This is a genomic window from Dactylosporangium sp. CA-233914 (assembly GCF_050942935.1).
Taxonomy (GTDB): domain Bacteria; phylum Actinomycetota; class Actinomycetes; order Mycobacteriales; family Micromonosporaceae; genus Dactylosporangium.
In genome coordinates this window covers 8,996,909-9,019,570 of record NZ_CP192030.1, presented here as the reverse complement: position 1 = coordinate 9,019,570, position 22,662 = coordinate 8,996,909, and the positions used below count along the sequence as shown (strand labels likewise).

Here is a 22,662-nt window from a genome sequence, read left to right as displayed (position 1 = left end):
CTACCCGAGCGCCAGCCCGGGCTCGTCGTCGGGGAGCCCGGGCCGCGGCGCCGGAATGCGGTACTCCTCCGTGAGCTGCGTCATCGGCCCCGGCCAGGCCGCCTGCGCGACCTCGATCGGCTTGTGGTCCTCGTCGAAGGCCACGTGCAGCAGCACCAGCACCGGCGTGTCGGGCCGGATCTGCAGCAGCTCGGCCTCCTCGCGGGTGGGCAGCCGGGCGCTGACCTGGTCGCGGGCGGACGCGTAACGCCGGCCGAGCTCCTCCTCGACCTCCTGGTAGAGCGGCCGGTCGAACACGTCCGGCCGCTCGATCGAGGTCCCCCGCACGTCGTTCGGCCGGAACCACGACGCCCCGACCTCGACCGGCGAGTCCCCGGTCCGCACGATGTGCCGCCGCACGAGCAGCGGCGCCCCCGCCTGCAGCCCGAACGCCTCGGCGACGTCCGCGGGCGCCGGCATCTGCGCCACGATCATGAGATGCTGCCGGTATCGCGCCGCGAGCTCGGCGTGGTATCCGCGCTGGGAGCCGTATCGTCCGCGGGAGAGCCGGTTCATCCGCCGCTTGGTCCCGCGCACGAACGTCCCCGACCCGGGCCGGGTGATGAGCAGCCCCTCGATCCGCAGCTGGTCGATGGTTCGCTGCACGGTCTGCTTGGCGACCCCGTACTGCGCGGCGAGCGCCGGAATGGACGGCAGTCGCTCCCCGGGCGCCCAGTCCCCGCGCTGGATCTGCGCCCGGATCTGCGCCCCGATCTGCCGATGCGGAAACTCCGCGGCCCCCGGATTGATCGTCATGCGTCTCAACCTAGCCTCCTAGGATGCAATACGCAACGTGTTCGAGCACATTCGCCGAGCGGAAGCCGTTGCGGGCGGAGCCACATTCTGAGAAGTGGTTACCGCGGCCGTTGACGGCAGGCCGTAGGGTGCCTGCATGCAGGTGACTCAGTCCGCGAAGCTGGCCAACGTCTGTTACGACATCCGCGGACCGGTCATGGCCGCCGCCAAGCGCATGGAGGCCGACGGCCACCACATCCTCAAGCTCAACATCGGCAACCCGGCGCCGTTCGGCTTCGAGGCGCCGGAGGAGATTCTGCAGGACGTCATCCTCAACCTGCCGGCCGCGCACGGCTACGGCGACTCGAAGGGCCTGCTGTCGGCGCGGCGGGCAGTGGTGCAGCACTACCAGCAGAAGGACGTCCACGGCGTCGACATCGAGGACGTGTATCTGGGCAACGGCGTCTCCGAGCTGATCGTCATGTCGCTGCAGGCGCTGCTGGACAACGGTGACGAGGTGCTCATCCCGTCGCCGGACTACCCGCTGTGGACGGCGTCGGTGTCGCTGTGCGGGGGCCGGCCGGTGCACTACCTGTGCGACGAGTCCAACGAGTGGATGCCCGACGTCGAGGACATCGCGGCGAAGGTGACGCCGCGCACCAAGGCGATCGTCGTGATCAACCCGAACAACCCGACCGGTGCGGTGTACAGCCGCGAGCTGCTGGAGCGCATCGCCGAGGTCGCCCGCCGGCACGACCTGCTGATCTTCTCCGACGAGATCTACGACAAGATCCTCTTCGACGAGGCGGAGCACGTCTCCACCGCCGCCGTCGCGCCGGACCTGCTGACGATCACGTTCAACGGCCTGTCGAAGGCGTACCGGGTGGCGGGTTTCCGCACCGGCTGGATGGTGCTGTCCGGCCCGAAGGCGCACGCGACGAGCTACATCGAGGGCCTCGACGTACTGGCCAACATGCGCCTGTGCCCGAACGTGCCGACGCAGCACGCGGTCCAGACGGCGCTGGGCGGCTACCAGAGCATCAACGACCTGATCCTGCCGGGTGGCCGCCTGCTGGAGCAGCGCGACATCGCGTGGAAGATGCTCAACGAGATCCCGGGCGTGTCGTGCGTGAAGCCCAAGGGCGCGCTGTACATGTTCCCGCGTCTGGACCCCGAGGTGTATCCGATCAAGGACGACCTGCGCTTCGCCCTGGACTTCCTGAAGGCGGAGAAGGTCCTGATCGTGCAGGGCACGGGCTTCAACTGGCACCAGCCGGACCACTTCCGCATCGTCACGCTCCCGCGCGTGGCGGACCTGGAGACCGCGGTCACGAGGCTGGGCCGCTTCCTGACGACCTACGTCCAGGACTGACCGAGCCCCTGGCGCCCTGCTCGCGGGGCGCCCGGGGCTCGCAGGCGTTACCAGGCGCCGGTGGCCGACGGGCCGGCCTGGCCGCCGCGGCGGCGCAGGTACTTCTCGAACTCCTGGGCGATCTCGTCGCCCGACAGCGGCTGCAGGCCGGCGTCCCCCGCGCGTTCCTCCAGCTCGCGGACGTATTCGGCCAGTTCCGCGTCCTGCTCGGCGGCCTGCTTGAGCCGCTCCTCCCACTCCGCGGACTGCTTGGCCAGGTCGCCGGTGGGCACCGGCAGGTCGAGGATCTCCTCGAGGCGGTGCAGCAGGGCGAGGGTGGCCTTCGGGCACGGCGGGTTGTTGGCGTAGTGCGGCACGTGCACCCAGAAGGACACGGCCTCGAGGTCGGCGCGCACGCAGGCGTCGTGCAGTATCCCGACGATGCCGGTCGGGCCCTCGTAGCGGGTCGGGATGAGGCCCAGGCGCTCCACCGTCTCGCTCGAGGCGCCGGTCGGGGCCGAGCCGCTGACCGGCAGGGCGCGGGTGTAGGGCACGTCGGCGAGCAGGGCGCCGAGCAGCACGACGCGGCTGACCTCGAGGGAGTGGCAGACCTCGAGGACCTCCTCGCAGAAGGTGCGCCAGCGCATGCTCGGCTCGATGCCGCGGATCAGCACGATGTCGCGCTCGGCGTCGGGCGGGCTGGCCACCGCGAAGCGGGTCGTCGGCCACTCGATGCGCCTGGTCTCGCCCTCGGACATCAGGACCGTCGGCCGGTTGACCTGGAAGTCGTAGAAGTCCTCGGGGTCGAGCGAGGCGATGGTCTCCGCACCCCACTCCTGCTCGAGATGCTCGACGACGGCGGTCGACGCGTCGGCAGCGTCGTTCCACCCTTCGAACGCGGCAATCGCGACAGGGGAGCGCAACACGGGCAGGCCGTCGAACTCGGTCACGGTCCCAGCCTACGTGGAGCGCCGCGAGATGGCTTGTCGGCCGCGCGGGGACGATCCAGATCGGGGTGAATGCCCTGGGCGACGAGCGCCGGGGTGAGATGTCACGCCCGGTACGATGGCCACAAGATCTCTCGGTACGCTCCGGGAATGCGAAACGGTCGCAGGTCCTGGCTGGTCGCCTTCGTCGCGTTTTTCCTGGTCTTCGGGGCGTGGTGCTTCGCCGCGCCGTTCGACGGGCCGGCGGACGAGGTCCAGCACTCCATCCGGGCGGCCGGGGTCGCCTCGTTCGACCCGGGGCAGATCTTCGCGCGGCCGGCCGTGGTGCCCGACGCGTTCGGCAAGCCCGGGATGGGGGCCTACCAGCGGGTACCGGTCGGGATGGACGCCCACGCGGTCTGTTTCGGGTTCAAGCCGCACGTCTCCGCCGCCTGCGCCACCGGGCTCTCCGGCGGGCCGGTCGGCGAGGTGAGCACCAGCGCGGGGCGGTACAACCCGCTGTACTACTTCGCCGTCGGCGTGCCGCTGCGGCTGTGGCCGAACTGGGGTGGCCTGCTCGTCGCCCGGCTGATCAGCTCGGCGATCTGCGCGGCCCTGCTGGCCTCGGCGTTCGTGTCGCTGCTGCGCTGGTCGCGGTTCGGGCTCACCGCGGCGACGCTGCTCGCGGTGGCCACCCCGATGCTCGCGCACCTGGCCGGCGGGGTGAACCCGAACTCGGTGGAGATCGCGGCCGGGATCGCGTTCTTCGCCGCCGGCATCCCGTTGCTGCTGGAGCCGCCCGATCCGGTGGCCAAGCGCTCGCTGGTCACGCTGCTGGGCATCAGCGCGGTGCTGCTGCTGACGCTGCGCTCGGCGGGGCCCGCCTGGTTCGCGTTCGCGCTGTTCGCGCTGGCGGTGCCGGTGCGGTGGCGGTGGCTTATGGAGTACTGGCGGCTGACGCGGGTGAAGCTGTGGACCGGCGGGGTGCTGCTGGCCGCAGTGCTGTCCGCCGCCTGGATCGTCGGCATGAGGACCGGTGAGCTGGTGCCGCCGACGCCGGGGGAGTACAGCTTCAAGACCGGTGAGGCGATCGCCATCTACGCCGACAGCTGGTGGGTCTACGTCGAGGGTCTCATCGGCGTCGCCGGCTGGTTCGACGTGATCATGTGGACGCCGTTCTACCTGGTGTGGGCGGTGCTCGTGGGCGGGCTGGTGGTCATGGGCGGGGTGCTGGGCGACTGGACGATGCGCTGGCGGTATCTCGTCGTGCTGCTCGGCGGTGTCGCGCTGCCCGGGTTCCTGCAGGTCAGCCAGGCCAACATGACCGGTTTCATCATCAACGGCCGGTACATGCTGCCGCTGCTTTCGGGGCTGCCGCTGCTGGCGGCGTGGACGCTGGAGCGGCGGCTGTTCGACGCGCGCCAGTCGCGCACGATGACGCGCACGATGATCATTTTCCTGTTGCCGGTACACCTGGTGCTGCTCGTGTGGGCGATGGTGCGCTGGCAGCGGGGCATGCCGACGCACGCCGGCGTCGGCTTCTTCAACCCGCTGGTCGGCAGCTGGCATCCCCCGACCGGATCGCTCACGCCCCTGGTGATCATGATCGCCGGGCTGCTGTTCACCGCCGTGGTCTTCTGGCGCGTCCCGCACGACGAGCCGGCCCCCGTCCTGCCCGGCCCCGGGGAGGCGCCGGCCGACGAGCCGGCCGCCAAAAGCGACGGTGTGAGCGAGCCCGGGCTTCCCACCCAGCGGGAGCTGGCGTCCGATACGTGGCGGGAATCGCGCCTGCCCTGGGCGGATTCCTCGCCGGGCGACCGATAGCCTTTGGGTATGGCGGACCTACTGAAGACGCTCGCGGAGCGGGTGCTGCTGGCCGACGGCGCGATGGGCACCATGCTGCAGGCGGCCGAGCTCACCCTCGATGACTTCGAGGGGCACGAGGGCTGCAACGAGGTGCTCAACGTGACGCGCCCGGACGTGGTCCGCGGCGTGCACGAGGAGTACTTCGCGGCCGGTTCCGACGCCGTGGAGACGAACACGTTCGGCGCGAACCTGGCCAACCTCGGTGAGTACGGCATCGAGTCGCGCATCCGCGAGCTGTCGCAGGCCGGTGCGCGCCTGGCCCGGGAGGCCGCCGACGCGCACAGCACCCCCGAGCGGCCCCGGTTCGTCCTGGGCTCGATCGGGCCCGGCACCAAGCTGCCCACGCTCGGGCACGCCCCGTTCGCGGCGCTGCGTGACGCGTACTTCGAAAACGCCGGCGGCCTCATCGAGGGCGGCGCCGACGCGCTGATCATCGAGACCTGCCAGGACCTGCTGCAGACGAAGTCGGCGATCATCGGGGCGCAGCGGGCCTTCGCCGCCACCGGCCGCACGCTGCCGATCATCTGCCACGTCACCGTCGAGACGACCGGCACGATGCTGCTGGGCTCGGAGATCGGCGCCGCGCTGACCGCCCTGGAGCCGCTCGGCATCGACCTCATCGGCCTCAACTGCGCCACCGGCCCCGCCGAGATGAGCGAGCATCTGCGGTATCTCGCCCAGCACGCGAGGATCCCGGTCTCGGTCATGCCCAACGCGGGCCTGCCCCAGCTCACCGCCGACGGGGCGTACTACCCGCTGCAGCCCGACGAGCTCGCCGATGCGCTGCAGCGCTTCGTGCTCGAATACGGCACCGGGCTGGTGGGCGGCTGCTGCGGTACGACGCCGGCCCATATCAATGCCGTGGCGCGCAAGCTCGGCGCCACCGCGCCGGTCGCCCGCCGGCCCCAGGTCGAGCCCGGCATCGCGAGCATCTACCACCACGTGCCCTTCCACCAGGACGCGAGCGTCCTCATGGTCGGCGAGCGCACCAACGCCAACGGCTCGAAGGCGTTCCGCGAGGCGATGCTCGCCGCCGACTACCAGACCTGCCTGGAGATCGCCCGCCAGCAGGCCCGCGACGGCTCGCACATGCTCGACCTCAACGTCGACTACGTCGGCCGCGACGGCGCCCAGGACATGCGCGAGCTGGCCGGCCGCTTCGCCACCGCCTCCACCCTGCCGATCATGCTCGACTCGACCGAGCCCGAGGTCATCGCGGCCGGTCTGGAGATGCTCGGCGGGCGGTGCATCGTCAACTCCGTCAACTTCGAGGACGGCGACGGCCCCGGCTCCCGCTACGCGCGGATGATGCCGCTGGTCAAGGAGCACGGCGCCGCGGTCGTCGCGCTGACCATCGACGAGGAGGGCCAGGCCCGCACCGCCGAGTGGAAGGTCCGCGTCGCCGCCCGCCTCATCGACGACCTCACCACCAACTGGGGCATGCACGTCGAGGACATTCTGGTCGACTGCCTGACCTTCCCGATCACCACCGGGCAGGAGGAGGTCCGCCGCGACGGCATCGAGACGATCGAGGCGATCCGGGAGATCACCCGGCTGTACCCGGGGATCAACTTCACCCTGGGCATCTCCAACGTCTCCTTCGGCATCAACCCGGCCGCGCGCCAGGTGCTCAACTCGGTCTTCCTGCACGAGTGCCAGCAGGCCGGGCTGACCAGCGCCATCGTGCACGCCTCGAAGATCCTGCCGATGAGCCGCATCCCCGACGAGCAGCGGCAGGTCGCCCTCGACCTCGTCTACGACCGCCGGGCCGAGGGCTACGACCCGCTGCAGAAGTTCATCGCGCTGTTCGAGGGCGTCGACGTCGCCTCCGCCCGCGCCTCCCGCGCCGAGGAGCTCGCCGCGCTGCCGCTGTCCGAGCGGCTCAAGCGCCGCATCATCGACGGCGAGCGGGCGGGTCTGGAGGCCGACCTCGACGAGGCCCTCACGGGCATGCCGGCGCTGACGATCATCAACGACGTGCTGCTGGACGGCATGAAGACCGTCGGCGAGCTGTTCGGCTCCGGGCAGATGCAGCTGCCGTTCGTGCTGCAGTCCGCCGAGGTGATGAAGGCCGCGGTCGCCTACCTCGAGCCGCACATGGAGAAGTCCGACGACGACGCCGGCAAGGGCCGCATCGTGCTGGCCACCGTCAAGGGCGACGTGCACGACATCGGCAAGAACCTCGTCGACATCATCCTGTCCAACAACGGCTACGAGGTCGTCAACATCGGCATCAAGCAGCCGATCTCGGCGATCATCGACGCCGCCGAGGAGCGGCGGGCCGACGCGATCGGCATGTCCGGCCTGCTCGTCAAGTCCACGGTGATCATGAAGGAGAACCTGGAGGAGATGAACGCCCGCGGCGTGGCGCAGCGCTGGCCGGTGCTGCTCGGCGGCGCCGCCCTGACCCGCGCCTACGTCGAGGACGACCTGCGCGCCCTGTATCACGGCGACGTCCACTACGCCCGCGACGCCTTCGAGGGCCTGGCCCTGATGGACCGGGTCATGACCGCCAAGCGCGGCGGCGCCCCGGTCGTCGACCCCGAGCGTGAGGCCGCCCTGGCCGCCCGCCGCGAGCGCCGCGCCCGCACGGTCGAGGTCCGCGAGGACCTGCCGGCGCTGGACGACGCCTCGGTGCGCTCCGACATCGACTACGCCGCGCCCGTACCGAAGGCGCCGTTCCACGGCACCCGCGTCGTGAAGGGCATCCCGCTGGCCGACTACGCGGCCCTGCTCGACGAGCGGGCCACGTTCCTGGGCCAGTGGGGCCTGCGTGGTGCCCGCGGCGGCACCGGCCCCTCCTACGAGGAGCTGGTGGAGACCGAGGGCCGGCCGCGGCTGCGGTACTGGATGGACCGCCTCGCCTCCGACCGGATCCTCGAGGCCGCCGTCGTCTACGGATACTTCCCGTGCTATTCCGAGGGCAACGACCTCGTCGTGCTCGACGAGAACGGGCACAGCGAGCGGGCCCGCTTCTCCTTCCCGCGCCAGCGCCGCGACCGCCGCCTGTGCATCGCGGACTTCTTCAAGCCCCGCGACGCGGGCGAGCTCGACGTGATCGGCATGCAGCTGGTCACCGTCGGCCAGCCGGTGTCGGACTACACCGCGAAGCTCTTCGCCGAGAACGCCTACCGCGACTACCTGGAGGTCCACGGGCTGTCGGTGCAGCTGACCGAGGCCCTGGCCGAGTACTGGCACCGCCGCGTCCGCGAGGAGCTGGTCCTGCCCGACGGCCGGGCGCTGGCCGACGAGGACCCGAAGGACCTCGACGGCCTGCTGCGCATTGAGTTCCGCGGTTGCCGCTACAGCTTCGGCTACCCGGCCTGCCCGGACCTGGAGGACCGGGCCAAGACGGTCGCCCTGCTGCGCCCGGACCGCATCGGCGTGAGCTTGTCCGAGGAGTTCCAGCTGGTGCCGGAGCAGGCCACCGACGCGATCATCGTCCACCACCCCGACGCGTCCTACTTCAACGCCAAGTGAGGTTCCCGACGCTTCGGCCGACCCGCTCGCGAGCCCCGGCCCGATACGATCCTCGCTAGTTTTGGCGAGGGTCGCAGGGCCGGGGGAGGCGTCGGTGCAGGGGTTCGGGGATCTGGAAGCGGCGCTCATGGAGCTGCTGTGGCGCCGTGAGTGCCCCACCACCGTGCGCGAGGCCCTGACCGAGCTCACCTGGCACCGGGAGCTGGCCTACACCACGGTGATGACCGTCATGGACACGCTGCACCGCAAGGGCTGGCTCACCCGCGAGCCCGCCGGGCGCGCCTACCGCTACTCCCCGGCGCTCACCCGTGACGAGTACGTCGCCCGGACCATGCACGAGGCCCTCGTCGACAGCGGCGACCGCCTCGAGGCCCTCACCCAGTTCGTCGGGCGCATGACGCTGGACGAGGCGGCGGCGCTGCGGGAGGCGCTGAGCACGTACGAGCGCCGGATCGCCGGCCGGTGAGCCCGCTGCTGCTCGTCGTCGGCCGCCACGACCACCGGGCCCGCGCCTTCGCCGTCGCCGGCCTCACCGCCCTGGCCCTGCTCGGCACGCGGCTGCTGCTCAGCGCCGGCCGGCTGTACCAGACCCACCGCTGCCTGCGCAGCCGCCTGCGCCTGCTGGTGCGGCTGGCCGGCACCCCGGCACCGGTCCCCGGCGCCACCGTCGTGCCCCACCCCGAGCCGGCCGCCTACCTCATGCCGGGCCCCCGCCTGCCCGGCCGCGCCGCCGATATCGTGATCACCTCGGCGGCGGTGGACCGGCTGGCGGCCCCCGAGCTCTCGGCGGTCCTCGCCCACGAACGCGGCCACCACACGGGCCGGCACTTCGAGGCGACCCGCTGGATGCGGATGCTGGCCCAGGCGTTCCCGTGGGCGGCCTGCTTCCGCCTCGGCCACCGCGAGGTCGACCGCCTGGTCGAACTGTGCGCGGACGACACCGCGGCCCGCAGCGCCGACCGCCTGGACCTGGCCCGAGCCCTGGTCGCCCTGGCCCCGGCCGGTCCGGCAGGCTCGGCTGGTCCGGCGGGCTCGGCGGGCTCGGCCGGTCCGGCGGGCTCGGCTGGTCCGGCGGCTCCGGCTCGTCCGGCAGGCCTGGCAGGCCCGGCCCCGGACCTGGCCCTGCACGGCGGTGACGCCCTGGAGCGGGTCCACCGCCTGCTCGACCCGCCGCGACCGCTGGGCGCCCTGTCCCGCGCGGGCGTCTCGGCGGGCTGCACGGCCCTGCTAGTAACGCCCCCGGTGCTGGCGGTGCTGGAGCGCTCGATCGCCGCCTGGTGACCGCCCGGGCGATCGGCCGAGGGTGTTGTGCCGGCTGCCGACGTTGCCGGCGCGATCAGAGCCGGTCGCCGGCAGGGGGGACAGCGGGTACGCCGGGCCTCAGGAGCGGAATGGTGATGTGCGTGAGCGGCCCGATTGCCGCAGCGTACAGGAGGGTCCCGACCCCGACCGACCCGCCGAGCAGCCAGCCGACGGCCAGGACGGCGATTTCGATGACGGTGCGGACGAGCCGGATCGAATGTCCCCTGGCCGCGAACGCGGTCGTCAACCCGTCTCGGGGCCCCGGCCCGAAGCCTGCACCGATGTACAGGCCCGTGGCGAAGGCGTTGAGCAGGATGCCGGTCATGAGCAGGAGCGCCTGCAGGGCAAGGCTGTGCGGCACTGGTACCAGCCAGACCGTGACGTTGATGCACAGTCCCACCAGCACAGCGTTCGCGAGCGTGCCGACGCCGAAGCGTGCACGCAGCGGCAGCCACAGCAGCAGGACGACGACGCTGGCGAGGATCGCCCAGGTGCCGACCTGTCCTCGGAACGTACGGGCCAGGCCTTGGTGCAGGACATCCCACGGGTCCACACCCAGGCCGGCCTGCAGGATCAGCCCGCTGCTCAACCCGTAGAGCGCCAATCCGCACAGCAGCATGGTCCAGCGCAGCACCACACGGTCGGTCGGCAGCGGTAGAAGCAGGCGCACGGCCCTAAGACTGGCCGAGTTGGTCCGGCATCGCCAAGACCAATTCAGGGTTGGTGGTATGGCCGAGCTCGAGCGGCGTTCGGCGCACCTGGATCTCGCAGGACGCCCTACCCATACCTTGGCGGGCGAAAATCCGGCAAGGTGCGGCGGCCGCGCCGGAGTCCGACCAAGGGAATGGGTATCCGTTCCGGCGCGGCCGCCGCACACTCTACTACTAGTGTGTTTCGTAGAGGTTCCGTCAGTTCGACCCGATCGACAGGCCCGGTCCGCCGTCCGTGATCTGGGTGCCCTGGGCGAAGTTCGACTCGAACTGCGCGCGTAGCGCGTCGAGCTCGGAGAACTCGGCGCTGTGCATCGACTCGCTGCCCTGCGCCACGAACACCGAGTCCGACTCCTCGGTGTCGTGGGAGTAGTTGGTGAAGTCGGTCGACTCGAAGTGCGACCCGTCGGCACCGGTGTACTCCACGTGGCGGCCCGTCTCGAAGTCGGTCGACTCCGACGCGCTGTGGTCCTGCGCGAACACGCCGAACTGCGACTGGTAGTCCTGCTCGCTGCCGGAGGCCTGGTGCAGCTGCTCCAGCTCGCCCGACTCGTGGCCCATCTCGAACTCGCCGTACTCGCTCATCTGCGGAATTCCTTTCTCGGGGAAGATGCTTGGAACACTACTAGCGGACGTCGTAGGTTGATTCCCCCATTCGTGCCAGCAAGGGCCGCCGCTACGACCGGACGTCGTACGTGGTTTTCGGAGCGTTCGTTGGGTACCGTCGTCGCCGTGCGATTTGTGATCATCGGAGCGGGCGCGGTCGGCGGCGTGGTCGCGGGCCGGCTCGCGGGGGCCGGCGCGGACGTGGCGGTCGTCGCGCGCGGCGCCCACCTGGAGGCCATCCGCCGCGACGGGCTGCTGCTGCGCCAGGCCGGCGGCGACTCCGTCCACCGGCTGCCCGCCTACGCGACCCCGGACGAGGTGGACTGGCGCGCCGGCGACGTGGCCGTCCTCGGCGTCAAGAGCAACGACACCCAGGGCGTGCTGCAGCGCCTGCCCCGCGACGTGCCGGTCGTGTGCCTGCAGAACGGCGTCGCCAACGAGCGCGCCGCCCTGCGCCTCTTCCCGCAGGTGTACGGCGTGTGCGTCATGCTCCCGTCCGGACACCTCAGCCCCGGCGTGGTGCTCGCCCAGTGCGACCCGGTCCCGGGGATTCTCGACATCGGCCGCATTCCGCACGGTACCGACGAGATCTGCGATGCGATCGCGGCTCAGCTGCGGGCGGCCGGCTTCCACAGCGAGCCGCGCGAGGACATCATGCGCCGCAAGTACGCGAAGCTGCTCATGAACCTCGCCAACGCGGTCGAGGCCCTGTGCGGCCGCGTCGAGGCACTGGACGAGGCCGCCGAACCGCTCCGGGCCGAGGGCGAACGCGTGCTGCAGGCCGCCGGCATCGCGTACACGAGCGCCGCGGAGGACGCCGAGCGCCGCGGCGACATTCTGCGGATGGTCCCGGTCGCCGGCGAGGAGCGCGGCGGCGGCTCGACCTGGCAGAGTCTCGCCCGCGGCACCGGCGCCGTCGAGGCGGACTACCTCAACGGCGAGATCGTGCTGCTGGGCCGGCTGCACGGGGTCCCCACGCCGGTCAACGAGACGGCCCGCCGCCTGGTCGTCGAGGCCGCCCGCCGCGGCACGGCCCCCGGCTCGATGACCGCGGCCGAGTTCCTGGCCGCGATCGCGCTCGCTCGGGCATAGCACGGGACACGGCGCTCGGGCTGGGGCGAGTGGCGCCTGGGCCAGGGCGCGCGGTGGCCGGGACAGGCCGAGTTCCTGGCCGCGATCGCACTCGCGCGGGCGTAGCGCGGGACACGGCGCTCGGGCTGGGGCGAGTGGCGCCTGGGCCAGGGCGCGCGGTGGCCGGGACGGGCGCGATGATGGGCCGAGGCCGGATCGGAGCGAACGCGGCGATCGGGGTGAGGCGGTGCGGCAGTGCATCTACGCCGACGCACCCACGTAGCGCAGCCGGGCCAGGCCGTCCCTCGTCACGGCCGGGGCGGTGAGGGCGCCCCGGTCACCGGCGCGAGGGGGCGCAGGTTCGCCTGGCCAGGCGATGTCCTCCTCGGCCGTCTACTCGACCTTCCCCATGGTCCAGCGCAGGAGCGGCGGCGCCATGAGCCAGGTGATGATCGCGACGGGCACGACGATGGTGGCGGTCGTGAGTTTGCGCACGGAAGCGCCGTGCAAGGCCCGGTCGGCAACCCGGGCTTGGCAGGATCCGATCCGTGGCGATGCAGGCGGTGCTCTTCGACATGGACGGGACCCTCGTGGACAGCGAGAAGATCTGGGAGGTGGGGCTCAATGAGCTTGCCGCCCACCACGGCCGGGCGCTGTCCGCGCAGGCGCGGCGCGACATGATCGGCACCAACATGGCCGACTCGATGCGCATCCTGCACGAGGACCTCGGGCTGCCGATGACCCGGGCGGCGATGGACGGCAGTGTCGTGTGGCTGGAGGAGCGCGTCAAGGAGCTGCTTGGCGCCGGGGTGCTGTGGCGGCCGGGGGCCAAGGAGCTGCTCGCCGCGCTCAAGGCCGAGGGGGTACCGCTGGCGCTGGTCACCGCGACCCACCGGCACCTCGTGGACGTGGCGCTGCTGACCATCGGGGCCGGCAACTTCGACGCCGTCGTCGCCGGGGACGAGGTGGACCAGACCAAGCCGCACCCGGAGCCGTACCTGACCGCGGCGCGGCTCGTCGGGGCCGAGGCCGGCAACTGCGTGGCCGTCGAGGACTCGCCCAACGGTATCCGCAGCGCGCGGGCGGCCGGGTGCGCCGTCCTCGCCGTACCATGTGAAATTGATCTTGATCCCGAGGGCGTGACCCTCATCGGATCGCTGCTCGACGTGGACATCGACTACCTGCGCAAGCTCGTCGGATAAACCGGACGCCCGCGGCCCGAAAAGAGGCCGCGGGCGCCCACCCCCGAGCGAAGTGTCAGTCGTGTGCGATGGCCTGCAGGACGTTGACGCGGGCGGCGCGGATCGACGGCAGCACCGCTGCGATCACGCCGACCAGGGCGGCCAGCACCAGGTACGTGCCCATCTGCGTCCACGGGAACGCCATCGTCGTGAAGCCCTCGTCCTTGAGCGCCCGCACCACGGCCGAGCCGAGGCCGACGCCGACCCCGAGGCCGAGCAGCGCGCCGAAGACCGAGATGACGACCGCCTCGACGGTGACCATCCGCATGGTCTGCGCCCGGCGCATGCCGATCGCCCGCAGCAGGCCCAGCTCCCGGGTCCGCTCCAGCACCGACAGTGCCAGGGTGTTGACGATGCCGAGGACCGCGATGAGGATCGCCAGCGCCAGCAGGACCTGGATCATCGTGAGCAGCTGGTCGAACTGCGCCGACTGCCCCGCCACGTACTCGGCGCGGTTGGCGACCGAGACCTCCGGGTTGTCCTTGAGCAGGGTGTCGACCTGCCGCTGGACGTCGGCGACCGAGGTGCCGGAGGCGATCTTGAGGTACCCCCACGAAGGCTGCTGGATGCGGAAGTCCGCGATGACGTCGGGCGAGACCACGATGCCGGCGGTGGTGTTGCTCTTGGCGTAGATGCCCACGATCGTCACGTGGTGCACGTCGCCCCGGCTGAACTGCATGTCGACGCGCTGCCCGACGGCGAGGTTGCGCCGCTTGGCGGTGTCCGGGTCGAGGATCGCCTGGTCCTTGCCGGTGAACTGCAGCACGCCCTGCTCGGCCTTGAGCTTGAACATGCCCGCCCACGCGGCCGCGTCCGGCACCGCCGAGACCGAGCCGAGATCGGCGCCGATCTGGCCGTGCTCCCAGTACTCCGACGCGGCGCTGGACACGCCCGGGATCTTCGCCGCCGCGTTCATCACCGCCGGGTCGAACGTCGCCGGCCCGTTCTGGTCCCCGTCGCCGGAGATGATCAGGTCGACGGTCACGTCCTTCTCGGCCTGCTGCGACAGGCTCTGCTTGGCCGAGGCAAGGATGACGTTGACGCCGGTGATGAGGGCCAGGCCGACCATGAGCGCGGCCGCGGTGATCGCCGTGCGGCGCGGGTTGCGCCCCGAGTTGAGCCGGCCCAGCTTGCCCGGCACCGACCAGGAGAACAGCCGGCCGAGCAGGCTGACCACCGGGCGGGCCAGCAGCGGCGTGAGCAGCGCGATGCCGATGAACGTGATCAGCACGCCGCCGAGGATCAGCCACAGCGTGGTGTTGCCGCTGCCCTTGCCGGCCAGGCCCAGGCCCAGCAGGGTACCGCCGGCCGCGCCGACGAGCGCGCCGCTGACCGTGAGCTTCGTCAGCGGCCGGTCGGGCGTGGCCACCTCCTGCAGCGCGGCGATCGGCGGGATGCGGCTGGCGCGCAGGGCCGGTAGCACCGCGGCGACGACCGTCACGACCAGGCCGACCACGAAGGCGCTGATCACCGCGGTGAGCGGCACGCCGACGGAGGCCAGGGCGACGCCCGTGAGGTTGCCGAACAGCCACGCGAGCAGGACCCCGACCCCGATGCCGGCCGCGAGCCCGAGCACGGACGCGAGCAGCCCGATGGCGACCGCCTCGGTGAGCACCGAGCCGAGCGTCTGGCCGCGGCTGCCGCCGAGCGCCCGCATCAGCGCGAGCTCCCGGGTGCGCTGGGCGACGATGATCGAGAACGTGTTGAGGATCAGGAAGGTACCGACGAACAGCGCCACGCCGGCGAAGCCGACGAGGACGTTGTTGAAGAAGCCCAGGCCTTGCTTGAAGTCCTTGACGGTGGCGTCCTGCAGCTCCTTGCCGGTCTTGACCTGGTAGTCGGCGCCGAGCGCGGCCGCGACCCGGTCGCGCAGCGCCTCGTGCGTGACACCCGGCGCGGCCTTGACGTCGATGCTGCTGAAGACGCCCTTCTCGCCCAGCATCAGCTCCTGGGCGACCGGCGTGGTGAACATGACCTCGAGCGAGCCGCCGATGGAGTCGCGGTCGCCGCTGTACCCGAAGATGCCCACCAGCTTGAAGGTCTTCTTCGGCTGCAGGGTGAGCACCCCGACCTCGTCGCCGACCTTGATCCCGGCCGCCTTGGCCGTGGTGACGTTGACGGCGATCTCGTTGTCGGCGCTGGGCCCGCGGCCCTCGCGCAGCTTCAGCAGGTCGCTCTCGCCGGTCCAGTTCTCGCCCAGGCGCGGCGGGCCGAACGTGGTGACGACCTTGCCGTTGCTGCCGATGACCCGGGCACCGTCGGCGGCCGCCTGCGCGCTCACGCCGGCCACGCCCGGCACGGCCTCGATCTTGCTCACCTGGTCGGCGGTGATGCCGCTCTGCTGCTGCTGCGGGCCGTCGAAGCCGGCGTCGGCGAGCTTCGGCTTCTTCGTGACCTGCACGTCGGTGCCGGAGTACACCGAGGCGAAGAGGCTGTCGAACGAGCGGCCGAGCGTGTCGGTGAGCACGAACGCGCCCGACACGAACATCACGCCGAGCACGACCGCGAGCCCGGACAGGATGAGCCGCAGCTTGCGCGACAGCAGGCTCTTGAGGGTGGCCTTCAACATGAGTCTTCAGCCCACCTTGGCAGCGACATTGTCGAGGCGCTTCAGGCGGTCCAGGACGGCGTCGGCGGTCGGCGCGTACAGATCGTCGACGATCTGGCCGTCGGCGAGGAAGACCACGCGGTCGGCGTAGGAGGCCGCGACCGGGTCGTGGGTCACCATGACGATCGTCTGGCCGAAGTCGCGCACGGAGTTGCGCAGGAACGACAGCACCTCGGCGCCGGAGCGGGAGTCGAGGTTGCCGGTGGGCTCGTCGGCGAAGATGACCTCCGGCCGCGAGACCAGCGCGCGGGCGCACGCGACGCGCTGCTGCTGGCCGCCGGAGAGCTGGCTCGGGCGGTGCGAGAGCCGGTCGCGCAGGCCGACCGTGTCGATGACGGTGTCGTACCAGGCCGGGTCCGCCTTACGCCCGCCGATGGACAGCGGCAGCAGGATGTTCTCCTGCGCCGTCAGCGTCGGCAGCAGGTTGAACTGCTGGAAGATGAAGCCGACCTTGTTGCGCCGCAGGTTCGTCAGCCCCCGGTCCGACAGGTCGGTGATCTTGGTGTCGCCGACGTACACCTGCCCCCGCGTCACGGCGTCGAGCCCGGCGAGGCAGTGCATGAGCGTGGACTTGCCCGAGCCGGACGGGCCCATGATGGCCGTGAACCGGCCCTTCTCCAGCTCCACCGACACCCCCGCGAGGGCGTTGACCTGCGCCTCGCCGGAGCCGTAGACCTTCCACACGTCGACCGCCCGCGCGGCCACCTCGGTGCGCGTCGCAACCGATGCAGTCATGATTCCCCCTGGTAAATGGTGTGGACTCATACTCGCCGCGGCCATTGGCGAAAACGTCAGTCCGCAGGCCTAGCCCGCCACGGATATTGCGGTGGGGGAGCGTCCCGAGCCGGCCTCAGGGTCTTCCCCGACCCGGTTCGGCAGCGCTTTGTCAGATACGCGCAAAGAGCAGGGCCGCGGCCACCCGGAGGCGGCCACGGCCCTGTTCAACCATGGTTCTACTCGTACGCGATGGCACCCAGGACGTTGAGGCGAACCGCTCGCAGCGACGGGATGAAGCCCGCGACGCCGCCGACGACGGCGGAGGCGATGAAGTACACCACCATGAGCCCCCACGGCAGGGTGACCGCTCCGAAGCCGAGCGCGTCCTTGAGGGCCGTCACGATCGCCGCGCCCAGCCCCGCGCCGACGACCAGCCCCAGCACCGTGCCGAAGACGGTGATCACGATGGACTCCGTCGTCACCATCAGCCAGGTCTGCCCGCGCCGCAGCCCGACCGCCCGCAGCATGCCCAGCTCCCGGGTGCGCTCGATGACCGACAGCAGCAGGGTGTTGATGACCCCGAGCACCGAGATCGCGAGGGCCACCAGCAGCAGCACCTGGACGATCACCAGGGCGATGTCGAAGGTCTGCTGGTTGGTCTTGACGTACTCGTCCTTCGTGTACGCCTGCACCTGCGGGTTGTCCTTGAGCACGTCGTTGACGGCGTCCTTGAGCCCGGTGGCCGAGGCCCCGCTCCTGGCCTCGACGAACACCTGCCACGGCTGCGGGAAGGAGAAGCCCGCCTTCGCGTCGTCGTAGTCCACGACGATGCCGCCGGCGACGTTCGTCTCGCCGGTGATGCCGACGAGCTTCAGGCTCTTGGTCTGGCCCTTGGCGAACGTCACGCTGATGGTGTCGCCGAGCTTGAACTTGCGGTTGTCGGCGGTCTTGCGGTCCACCATGAACTCGCCCGGGCCGAGCTTGTCGATGCGGCCCTCGTCGGGCTTGAGCTTGAGCACGGTCACGGCGGCCGCCGGGTCGAGGTAGGAGGTGACGTACTGCTGCTGCCCGTCGATCTCCACGGCGTCGGCGGTGAAGGCCGCCACCGTCAGCGCGTCCGGCAGGTCGGTGATGCGCTGCAGCTCGGCCGGGGTGACCACCGGCGGGATCTCGCTGGTCTGCTGGCCGAGCACGACCACGTCGGCCTGCAGGTCCTTGTCGAGGGTGTCGCCCAGCGCCGTGGACAGCGAGCTGAAGATGGTGCTGATCGCCGTCACGATCGCGATGCCGATCATCACCGCGCCGGCGGTGATGGCCGTGCGGCGCGGGTTGCGCGAGGAGTTGCGCCGGCCGAGCTTGCCCGGCACCGACCAGGACAGCACCGAGCCGAGCGCGGCGACCAGCGGCCGGCTGATGATCGGGGTCAGCAGCGCCACGCCGATGAGCAGGCCGAGCACGCCGCCGAAGACCAGCGCCAGGGTCGCGCCGCCGGCACCGGCCAGGCCCCAGCTCAGCGACCCGATCGCCAGCGCGCTGACGATCGTGCCGGAGACCGTGAGCTTGGTCAGCGGCCGGTCGGGGGTGGCCGACTCGCGCATCGCCGCGATCGGGGCGACCCGGGAGGCCTTCAGCGCCGGCATGAGCGCCGCGACGATCGTCACGCCGATGCCGATCGCGAACGAGGCGATGACGGCCGAGATCGGGAACCCGAGCCCGGCGACCTGGGCGCCGTCGGCGAGCCCGACGAACGCGTACGCGCCCGCCGCACCCAGGCCGAGACCCACGAGGAAGCCGAACACCGAGCCGACGATGCCGATCAGCAGCGCCTCCAGCAGTACCGAACGCAGAATCTGACCCCGCGCGGCCCCCATCGCCCGCAGCAGCGCCAGCTCCTGCGTGCGCTGCGCCACGATGATCGAGAACGTGTTGAGGATGAGGAACACGCCCACGAGCAGCGCCACGGCGCCGAAGCCCAGCAGCAGGTAGTTGAAGTACTTCAGGAAGCCCTTGATCGCCTCCGAGGACTGCTTCGACAGCTCCTGGCCGGTCTGCACCACGAAGTCGTCGCCGAGCCCGGCCTTGACGGTGTCGCGCAGCTGCTCGTCGCTCACCCCGCTCGCGGCCTTCACGTCGATGACGTTGTACTCCCCGAGCGCCCCGAGCATCGCCTGCTGCGCCTTGGCGGTGGTGAAGAAGACGGTGCTCTCGCCCGCCATCGAGTCCCGCCCGCCGGCGTACTGCATCAGCCCCACGATCGTGTACGTCGCCCGCTGCTGGTCGCGGGTGACGACGTCGATCGGGTCGCCGAGCTTGTAGTCGGCCGTCTCGGCGAGGCCCTTGTTGATGACGACCTCGTTGTCGGCCTGCGGCCCGTGGCCCTCGGTGAGGTGCACGAGCTCGTCCTCGCCGGTCCAGTTCCCGCCGTACTGCTGCCCGGTCTGGTTGACCACGACCTTGTTGTTGCTCCCGATCGGCACGGCGCCGTTGAGGAACACCTGGCCGGTGGCCTTGGCCACGCCGTCCATCTTCGCCACCCGGTCGACCGTGGAGGCCGGGAACGGGGTGTTGTCCGAGTTTCCGCCGCCCTGCTGCTGGACCGGGGACTTCGCCGAGACCTGCACGTCGGTGTACGTGTAGATGTTGGCGAACAGGTTGTCGAAGGTGCGCCCGAGCGTGTCGGTGAGCACGAGCGAGCCGGACACGAACATGACCGACAGCACGACCGCCAGGGTCGACAGCGTCAGCCGCAGCTTGCGCGCCAGCAGGCTCTTCAGCGTCGCCTTGAGCATGGCGGTCAGGCCACCTCGTCGGCGAGCCGGCCGGCGGCGCTGTCGAGACCCTTGAGCTTGTCCAGCACCGCATCGGCGGTCGGCTCGCGCAGCTCGTCGACGATCCGGCCGTCGGCCAGGAAGATGACGCGGTCGGCGTACGAGGCCGCGTTGGGGTCGTGGGTCACCATGACGATCGTCTGGCCGTACTCGCGCACGGAGTTGCGCAGGAACGACAGCACCTCGGCGCCGGAGCGGGAGTCGAGGTTGCCGGTGGGCTCGTCGGCGAAGATGACCTCCGGCCGCGAGACCAGCGCGCGGGCGCAGGCGACGCGCTGCTGCTGGCCGCCGGAGAGCTGGCTGGGCCGGTGCCCGAGCCGGTCGACGAGCCCGACCGTCTTGATGACGGTGTCGTACCACGCCGGGTCCGCCTTACGCCCAGCGATGGACAGCGGCAGCAGGATGTTCTCCTGCGCCGTCAGCGTCGGCAGCAGGTTGAACTGCTGGAAGATGAACCCGACCTTGGTCCGCCGCAGGTCGGTGAGCGCCCGGTCCGACATTCCCGTCAGCCGGGTGTCACCGACGAAGATCTCCCCCCGCGTGACCGAGTCGAGCCCCGCGAGCGTGTGCATCAGCGTCGACTTGCCGGACCCCGACGGCCCCATGATCGCGGTGAAGTGGCCACGCTCGAGCTCGACGCTCACCCCGTGCAGCGCGATGACCTGAGCCTCGCCGCTGCCGTACACCTTCCACACGTCAACCGCGCGGGCGGCGACGCCGTCCCCGGTCGTGACAGTCGTGGTCACGCTCAGTCCCCCTCGGAAATGGACACACTCTTGCTTGTCCACCTCACGCTAAGGGACGCCGGCCAGCCGTCCCTCGTTCCCGAGAACGAGGTCAGGAGCCGGGGCGGACCAGCCCGGTCTCGTACGCGAGAACGACGGCCTGCACCCGGTCGCGCAGCCCGAGCTTCGTCAGCACGTGCCCGACGTGGGTCTTGACGGTCGTTTCGCTCACGGACAGTGCCCGGGCGATCTCCGCATTGGACAGACCCTTCGCCAGCTGTACCAGCACCTCGCGCTCCCGGTCCGTGAGGCTCCGCAGGTCCTGCGGCGGCGCCGCGTTCGGGTCCGGCAGCGCGTCGGCGAACTTGTCCAGCAGCCGCTTGAGAATCCGCGGCGCCACGACGGCCTCGCCCGCGGCGACGGTGCGGATGGCGATGACGAGATCGTCGGCCGGCACGTCCTTGGCCAGGAACCCGCTGGCCCCGGCCCGCAGCGCCCCGACGACGTACTCATCCAGGTCGAACGTCGTGAGAATCAGTACCCGGACCGGCAGCTTGGCCTCGACGATCATCCGCGTGGCCGCGACCCCGTCCATCCGCGGCATCCGGATGTCCATCAGCACCACGTCGGGCAGCAGGCGCCGGGCCAGCTCGACGGCCTCGACCCCGTCCCCGGCCTCCGCCACGATGTCCAGGTCGGGCTCCCCGCCGAGCACCATGCGGAACCCGGTGCGCAGCAGCGGCTGGTCGTCGGCGAGCAGCAGCCGGATCGGACGCGCCTCGCTCAACTCGCCAACTGCCTCTCTGCCGGTGCCTCGATCGGAATCCTCGCGTGCACACGGTATCCGCCCCCGGGTCGCGGCCCGGTCCGCAGGGTCCCGCCGTAGAGCATCACCCGCTCCCGCATGCCGAGCAGCCCGTGCCCGACCGCCGCGGTCCCCAGCTGCGGCCCCCGCCCGGTGTCACAGATCTCCACGGTGACGTCGCTGGCGCTGAACGACAGCCGGACCTCGACCGAGGCCGCGCCCGCGTGCTTGAGCGCGTTGGTGAGCGCCTCCTGCACGATGCGGTACACCGTGAGCGAGATCCCCGGCTCGACCACTTCGGGCTCCCCGTCCACCCGCAGCACCGCCGGCACTCCCGCCTCCCGGATCTGCTCGACCAGCCCCTCGATCCCGGCCAGCCCCGGCTGGGGAGCGAGCTCGCCGGCGGGCTCGGCCTCGGTCCGCAGCACGCTGAGCAGCCGCCGCATCTCCCGCAGCGCGGTCCGCCCGGTCTCCTCGATGGTGGCCAGGGCCTCGTCGGCCGCGGCGGGATCGCGGGCCAGCATGCGCCGGGACCCGGTGGCCAGCACCCCCATGACGCTGACGTGATGCGCGACGACGTCGTGCAGCTCCCGGGCGATCCGCCGCCGCTCCTCGGCCACGGCCTTCTCGGTGAGCGCCCGCTGACTGGTCTCGGCGGTGCGGGCCCGGTCCTCCAGCGCCGCGATGTACGCCCGCCGGGTCGCGACCGTCCGCCCGACCGTGAAGCACACCAGGGCCGACATGCAGTTGAATGTCAGGGCAAGCTTGATGTCGGGGTAGAACTGGCTCTGCGCGGTCTGCCCGACGAGCGAGACCAGCACGATCCCCGGCACCCACATGGCCACCGCCGCGGCGAGCGCGCGCCGCACCGGGAGGTAGGCGGCCGCCGTGTACGTCATGACGATGACCCCGAGCCCGCCGTCGACCAGGTGCAGCCCGCCGAGGAAGGGCACCACGGCGTACAGTGACGTCCAGGCCACGGCGAACCAGAGTGCCCGCCGCCGGACGGCGACGACGGCCAGCCCGAGGACGTCGTACACCAGCTGCGCCTCAAGATTCCGAATCCCGATCGCCCGATGAGCGACGGACTCGACGGCAACGGTGACAGCCGCGAGCATGATCGTGAGCGCCACGTCCTGAACGAGCGGCGGCACCCCACGCCACCCCAGCACTTCCTTGACGCTTCGCACCCTGTCGACGGTATCGGCCCCGAACGCCCACCCATTCATCGCCGCATACGACAGGCCCTCCTCCCAAGGGATGACCCGTCCCACCGCGAGGATGACTCGTCTTTCCCCGCGATCCGCCAATCACGACAAATCCCTCTTGTATCACGTTGACCGAAAAGTCCGACAAATCCGGGCGCAAGCCCGCCCCGGGCCCCGCCGACCAGCCGAGCCAAGGCGTGACGGCCTTCAACCCCGGCGCCGCGAATGATCGCCCGCTACCGCAGGCCGGCCCCCGCCAGAGCGGACCACAGCGGCGCGCACCGCCCACGAACCACGACAGCGGCGACAAGGCGGGGCACAACGGCCCGGACCACGGCAGCGCCCCGCAGGTCCGACCCGGCGCAGCGAGACTGCTTCGACCACGACGGCGCACGTCGCCGCCCGAGCCCGCGGTTCCGGCGCGGCGCAGCGCGGCGCGGCGGT

Annotated in this window: 17 protein-coding genes; 7 read left to right on the top strand and 10 right to left on the bottom strand. The window is 71.2% G+C overall.

Translation table 11 applies throughout. The annotated features are described in order from the left end of the window. Positions 1 to 795: a GntR family transcriptional regulator gene (locus ACQPY0_RS40355; RefSeq protein ID WP_432973389.1), complete on the bottom strand. Its 795-nt coding sequence runs from the start codon at positions 793 to 795 to the stop codon at positions 1 to 3. Between the two features lie 136 nt (positions 796 to 931). Between ACQPY0_RS40355 and ACQPY0_RS40350 the strand changes: the two genes are divergently transcribed. Further along, positions 932 to 2,146, top strand: a complete 1,215-nt coding sequence (locus ACQPY0_RS40350) for a pyridoxal phosphate-dependent aminotransferase (RefSeq protein ID WP_432973386.1) — start codon at positions 932 to 934, stop codon at positions 2,144 to 2,146. 47 nt (positions 2,147 to 2,193) lie between these two features. Here ACQPY0_RS40350 and ACQPY0_RS40345 read toward each other — a convergent pair whose 3' ends face one another. Beyond that, positions 2,194 to 3,075 carry a PAC2 family protein gene (locus ACQPY0_RS40345; protein WP_432973383.1) on the bottom strand — a complete coding sequence of 294 codons (882 nt, stop codon included), beginning with the start codon at positions 3,073 to 3,075 and terminating at the stop codon, positions 2,194 to 2,196. A 147-nt stretch (positions 3,076 to 3,222) separates the two neighbouring features. On the opposite strand from ACQPY0_RS40345, the gene ACQPY0_RS40340 reads away from it, so the two are divergent. From ACQPY0_RS40340 to ACQPY0_RS40325, 4 genes are all read left to right on the top strand, one after another. Further along, positions 3,223 to 4,875, top strand: coding sequence for a DUF2142 domain-containing protein (locus tag ACQPY0_RS40340; protein WP_432973380.1), 1,653 nt, complete (start codon positions 3,223 to 3,225; stop codon positions 4,873 to 4,875). 9 nt (positions 4,876 to 4,884) lie between these two features. Then, positions 4,885 to 8,397 (top strand): methionine synthase, encoded by a 3,513-nt coding sequence (gene metH / locus ACQPY0_RS40335; protein WP_432973377.1) that lies wholly within the window; start codon positions 4,885 to 4,887, stop codon positions 8,395 to 8,397. 94 nt (positions 8,398 to 8,491) lie between these two features. Continuing rightward, positions 8,492 to 8,863 carry a BlaI/MecI/CopY family transcriptional regulator gene (locus tag ACQPY0_RS40330; RefSeq protein WP_432973374.1) on the top strand — a complete coding sequence of 124 codons (372 nt, stop codon included), beginning with the start codon at positions 8,492 to 8,494 and terminating at the stop codon, positions 8,861 to 8,863. Next, positions 8,860 to 9,678 carry a M48 family metalloprotease gene (locus ACQPY0_RS40325; RefSeq protein ID WP_432973371.1) on the top strand — a complete coding sequence of 273 codons (819 nt, stop codon included), beginning with the start codon at positions 8,860 to 8,862 and terminating at the stop codon, positions 9,676 to 9,678. The genes ACQPY0_RS40330 and ACQPY0_RS40325 overlap by 4 nt, the downstream gene beginning before the upstream one ends. 55 nt (positions 9,679 to 9,733) lie before the next feature. Here the strand turns inward: ACQPY0_RS40325 and ACQPY0_RS40320 are convergent, their stop codons facing one another. Further along, complete coding sequence (locus ACQPY0_RS40320) at positions 9,734 to 10,318, bottom strand: YczE/YyaS/YitT family protein (RefSeq protein ID WP_432995564.1); 585 nt, start codon at positions 10,316 to 10,318, stop codon at positions 9,734 to 9,736. Between the two features lie 289 nt (positions 10,319 to 10,607). Next, positions 10,608 to 10,994 carry a hypothetical protein gene (locus ACQPY0_RS40315; protein WP_432973368.1) on the bottom strand — a complete coding sequence of 129 codons (387 nt, stop codon included), beginning with the start codon at positions 10,992 to 10,994 and terminating at the stop codon, positions 10,608 to 10,610. Positions 10,995 to 11,141: 147 nt separating this feature from the next. Between ACQPY0_RS40315 and ACQPY0_RS40310 the strand changes: the two genes are divergently transcribed. Both ACQPY0_RS40310 and ACQPY0_RS40305 read left to right on the top strand, forming a co-directional pair. Further along, complete coding sequence (locus ACQPY0_RS40310) at positions 11,142 to 12,107, top strand: ketopantoate reductase family protein (RefSeq protein WP_432973365.1); 966 nt, start codon at positions 11,142 to 11,144, stop codon at positions 12,105 to 12,107. Between the two features lie 542 nt (positions 12,108 to 12,649). Beyond that, positions 12,650 to 13,288 carry an HAD family hydrolase gene (locus tag ACQPY0_RS40305; RefSeq protein WP_432995562.1) on the top strand — a complete coding sequence of 213 codons (639 nt, stop codon included), beginning with the start codon at positions 12,650 to 12,652 and terminating at the stop codon, positions 13,286 to 13,288. Positions 13,289 to 13,343: 55 nt separating this feature from the next. Here the strand turns inward: ACQPY0_RS40305 and ACQPY0_RS40300 are convergent, their stop codons facing one another. The 6 genes from ACQPY0_RS40300 to ACQPY0_RS40275 form a co-directional block, all read right to left on the bottom strand. Next, positions 13,344 to 15,896 (bottom strand): ABC transporter permease, encoded by a 2,553-nt coding sequence (locus ACQPY0_RS40300; protein ID WP_432973362.1) that lies wholly within the window; start codon positions 15,894 to 15,896, stop codon positions 13,344 to 13,346. Positions 15,897 to 15,902: 6 nt separating this feature from the next. Beyond that, positions 15,903 to 16,670, bottom strand: a complete 768-nt coding sequence (locus ACQPY0_RS40295) for an ABC transporter ATP-binding protein (protein WP_432973359.1) — start codon at positions 16,668 to 16,670, stop codon at positions 15,903 to 15,905. A gap of 218 nt (positions 16,671 to 16,888) precedes the next feature. Continuing rightward, positions 16,889 to 19,441 carry an ABC transporter permease gene (locus tag ACQPY0_RS40290; RefSeq protein ID WP_432973356.1) on the bottom strand — a complete coding sequence of 851 codons (2,553 nt, stop codon included), beginning with the start codon at positions 19,439 to 19,441 and terminating at the stop codon, positions 16,889 to 16,891. Between the two features lie 5 nt (positions 19,442 to 19,446). Then, positions 19,447 to 20,226 carry an ABC transporter ATP-binding protein gene (locus tag ACQPY0_RS40285; protein WP_432973353.1) on the bottom strand — a complete coding sequence of 260 codons (780 nt, stop codon included), beginning with the start codon at positions 20,224 to 20,226 and terminating at the stop codon, positions 19,447 to 19,449. A gap of 91 nt (positions 20,227 to 20,317) precedes the next feature. Beyond that, on the bottom strand, positions 20,318 to 20,923 hold the full coding sequence (locus tag ACQPY0_RS40280; protein ID WP_432995560.1) for a LuxR C-terminal-related transcriptional regulator: 606 nt from the start codon (positions 20,921 to 20,923) through the stop codon (positions 20,318 to 20,320). A 65-nt stretch (positions 20,924 to 20,988) separates the two neighbouring features. Further along, a complete protein-coding gene (locus ACQPY0_RS40275) occupies positions 20,989 to 22,200 on the bottom strand; it encodes a sensor histidine kinase (protein WP_432973350.1) in 1,212 nt (403 codons plus the stop codon). Positions 22,201 to 22,662: the final 462 nt, after the last annotated feature.

Bases quoted from the DNA above. Each gene is read 5' to 3' on its own strand.
- ACQPY0_RS40355 (WP_432973389.1), bottom strand. From the start codon at position 795: ATGACGATCAATCCGGGGGCCGCGGAGTTTCCGCATCGGCAGATCGGG.
- ACQPY0_RS40350 (WP_432973386.1), top strand. From the start codon at position 932: ATGCAGGTGACTCAGTCCGCGAAGCTGGCCAACGTCTGTTACGACATC.
- ACQPY0_RS40340 (WP_432973380.1), top strand. From the start codon at position 3,223: ATGCGAAACGGTCGCAGGTCCTGGCTGGTCGCCTTCGTCGCGTTTTTC.
- metH (WP_432973377.1), top strand. From the start codon at position 4,885: ATGGCGGACCTACTGAAGACGCTCGCGGAGCGGGTGCTGCTGGCCGAC.
- ACQPY0_RS40320 (WP_432995564.1), bottom strand. From the start codon at position 10,318: ATGCTGCTGTGCGGATTGGCGCTCTACGGGTTGAGCAGCGGGCTGATC.
- ACQPY0_RS40315 (WP_432973368.1), bottom strand. From the start codon at position 10,994: ATGAGCGAGTACGGCGAGTTCGAGATGGGCCACGAGTCGGGCGAGCTG.
- ACQPY0_RS40300 (WP_432973362.1), bottom strand. From the start codon at position 15,896: ATGTTGAAGGCCACCCTCAAGAGCCTGCTGTCGCGCAAGCTGCGGCTC.
- ACQPY0_RS40295 (WP_432973359.1), bottom strand. From the start codon at position 16,670: ATGACTGCATCGGTTGCGACGCGCACCGAGGTGGCCGCGCGGGCGGTC.
- ACQPY0_RS40290 (WP_432973356.1), bottom strand. From the start codon at position 19,441: ATGCTCAAGGCGACGCTGAAGAGCCTGCTGGCGCGCAAGCTGCGGCTG.
- ACQPY0_RS40280 (WP_432995560.1), bottom strand. From the start codon at position 20,923: ATGGTGCTCGGCGGGGAGCCCGACCTGGACATCGTGGCGGAGGCCGGG.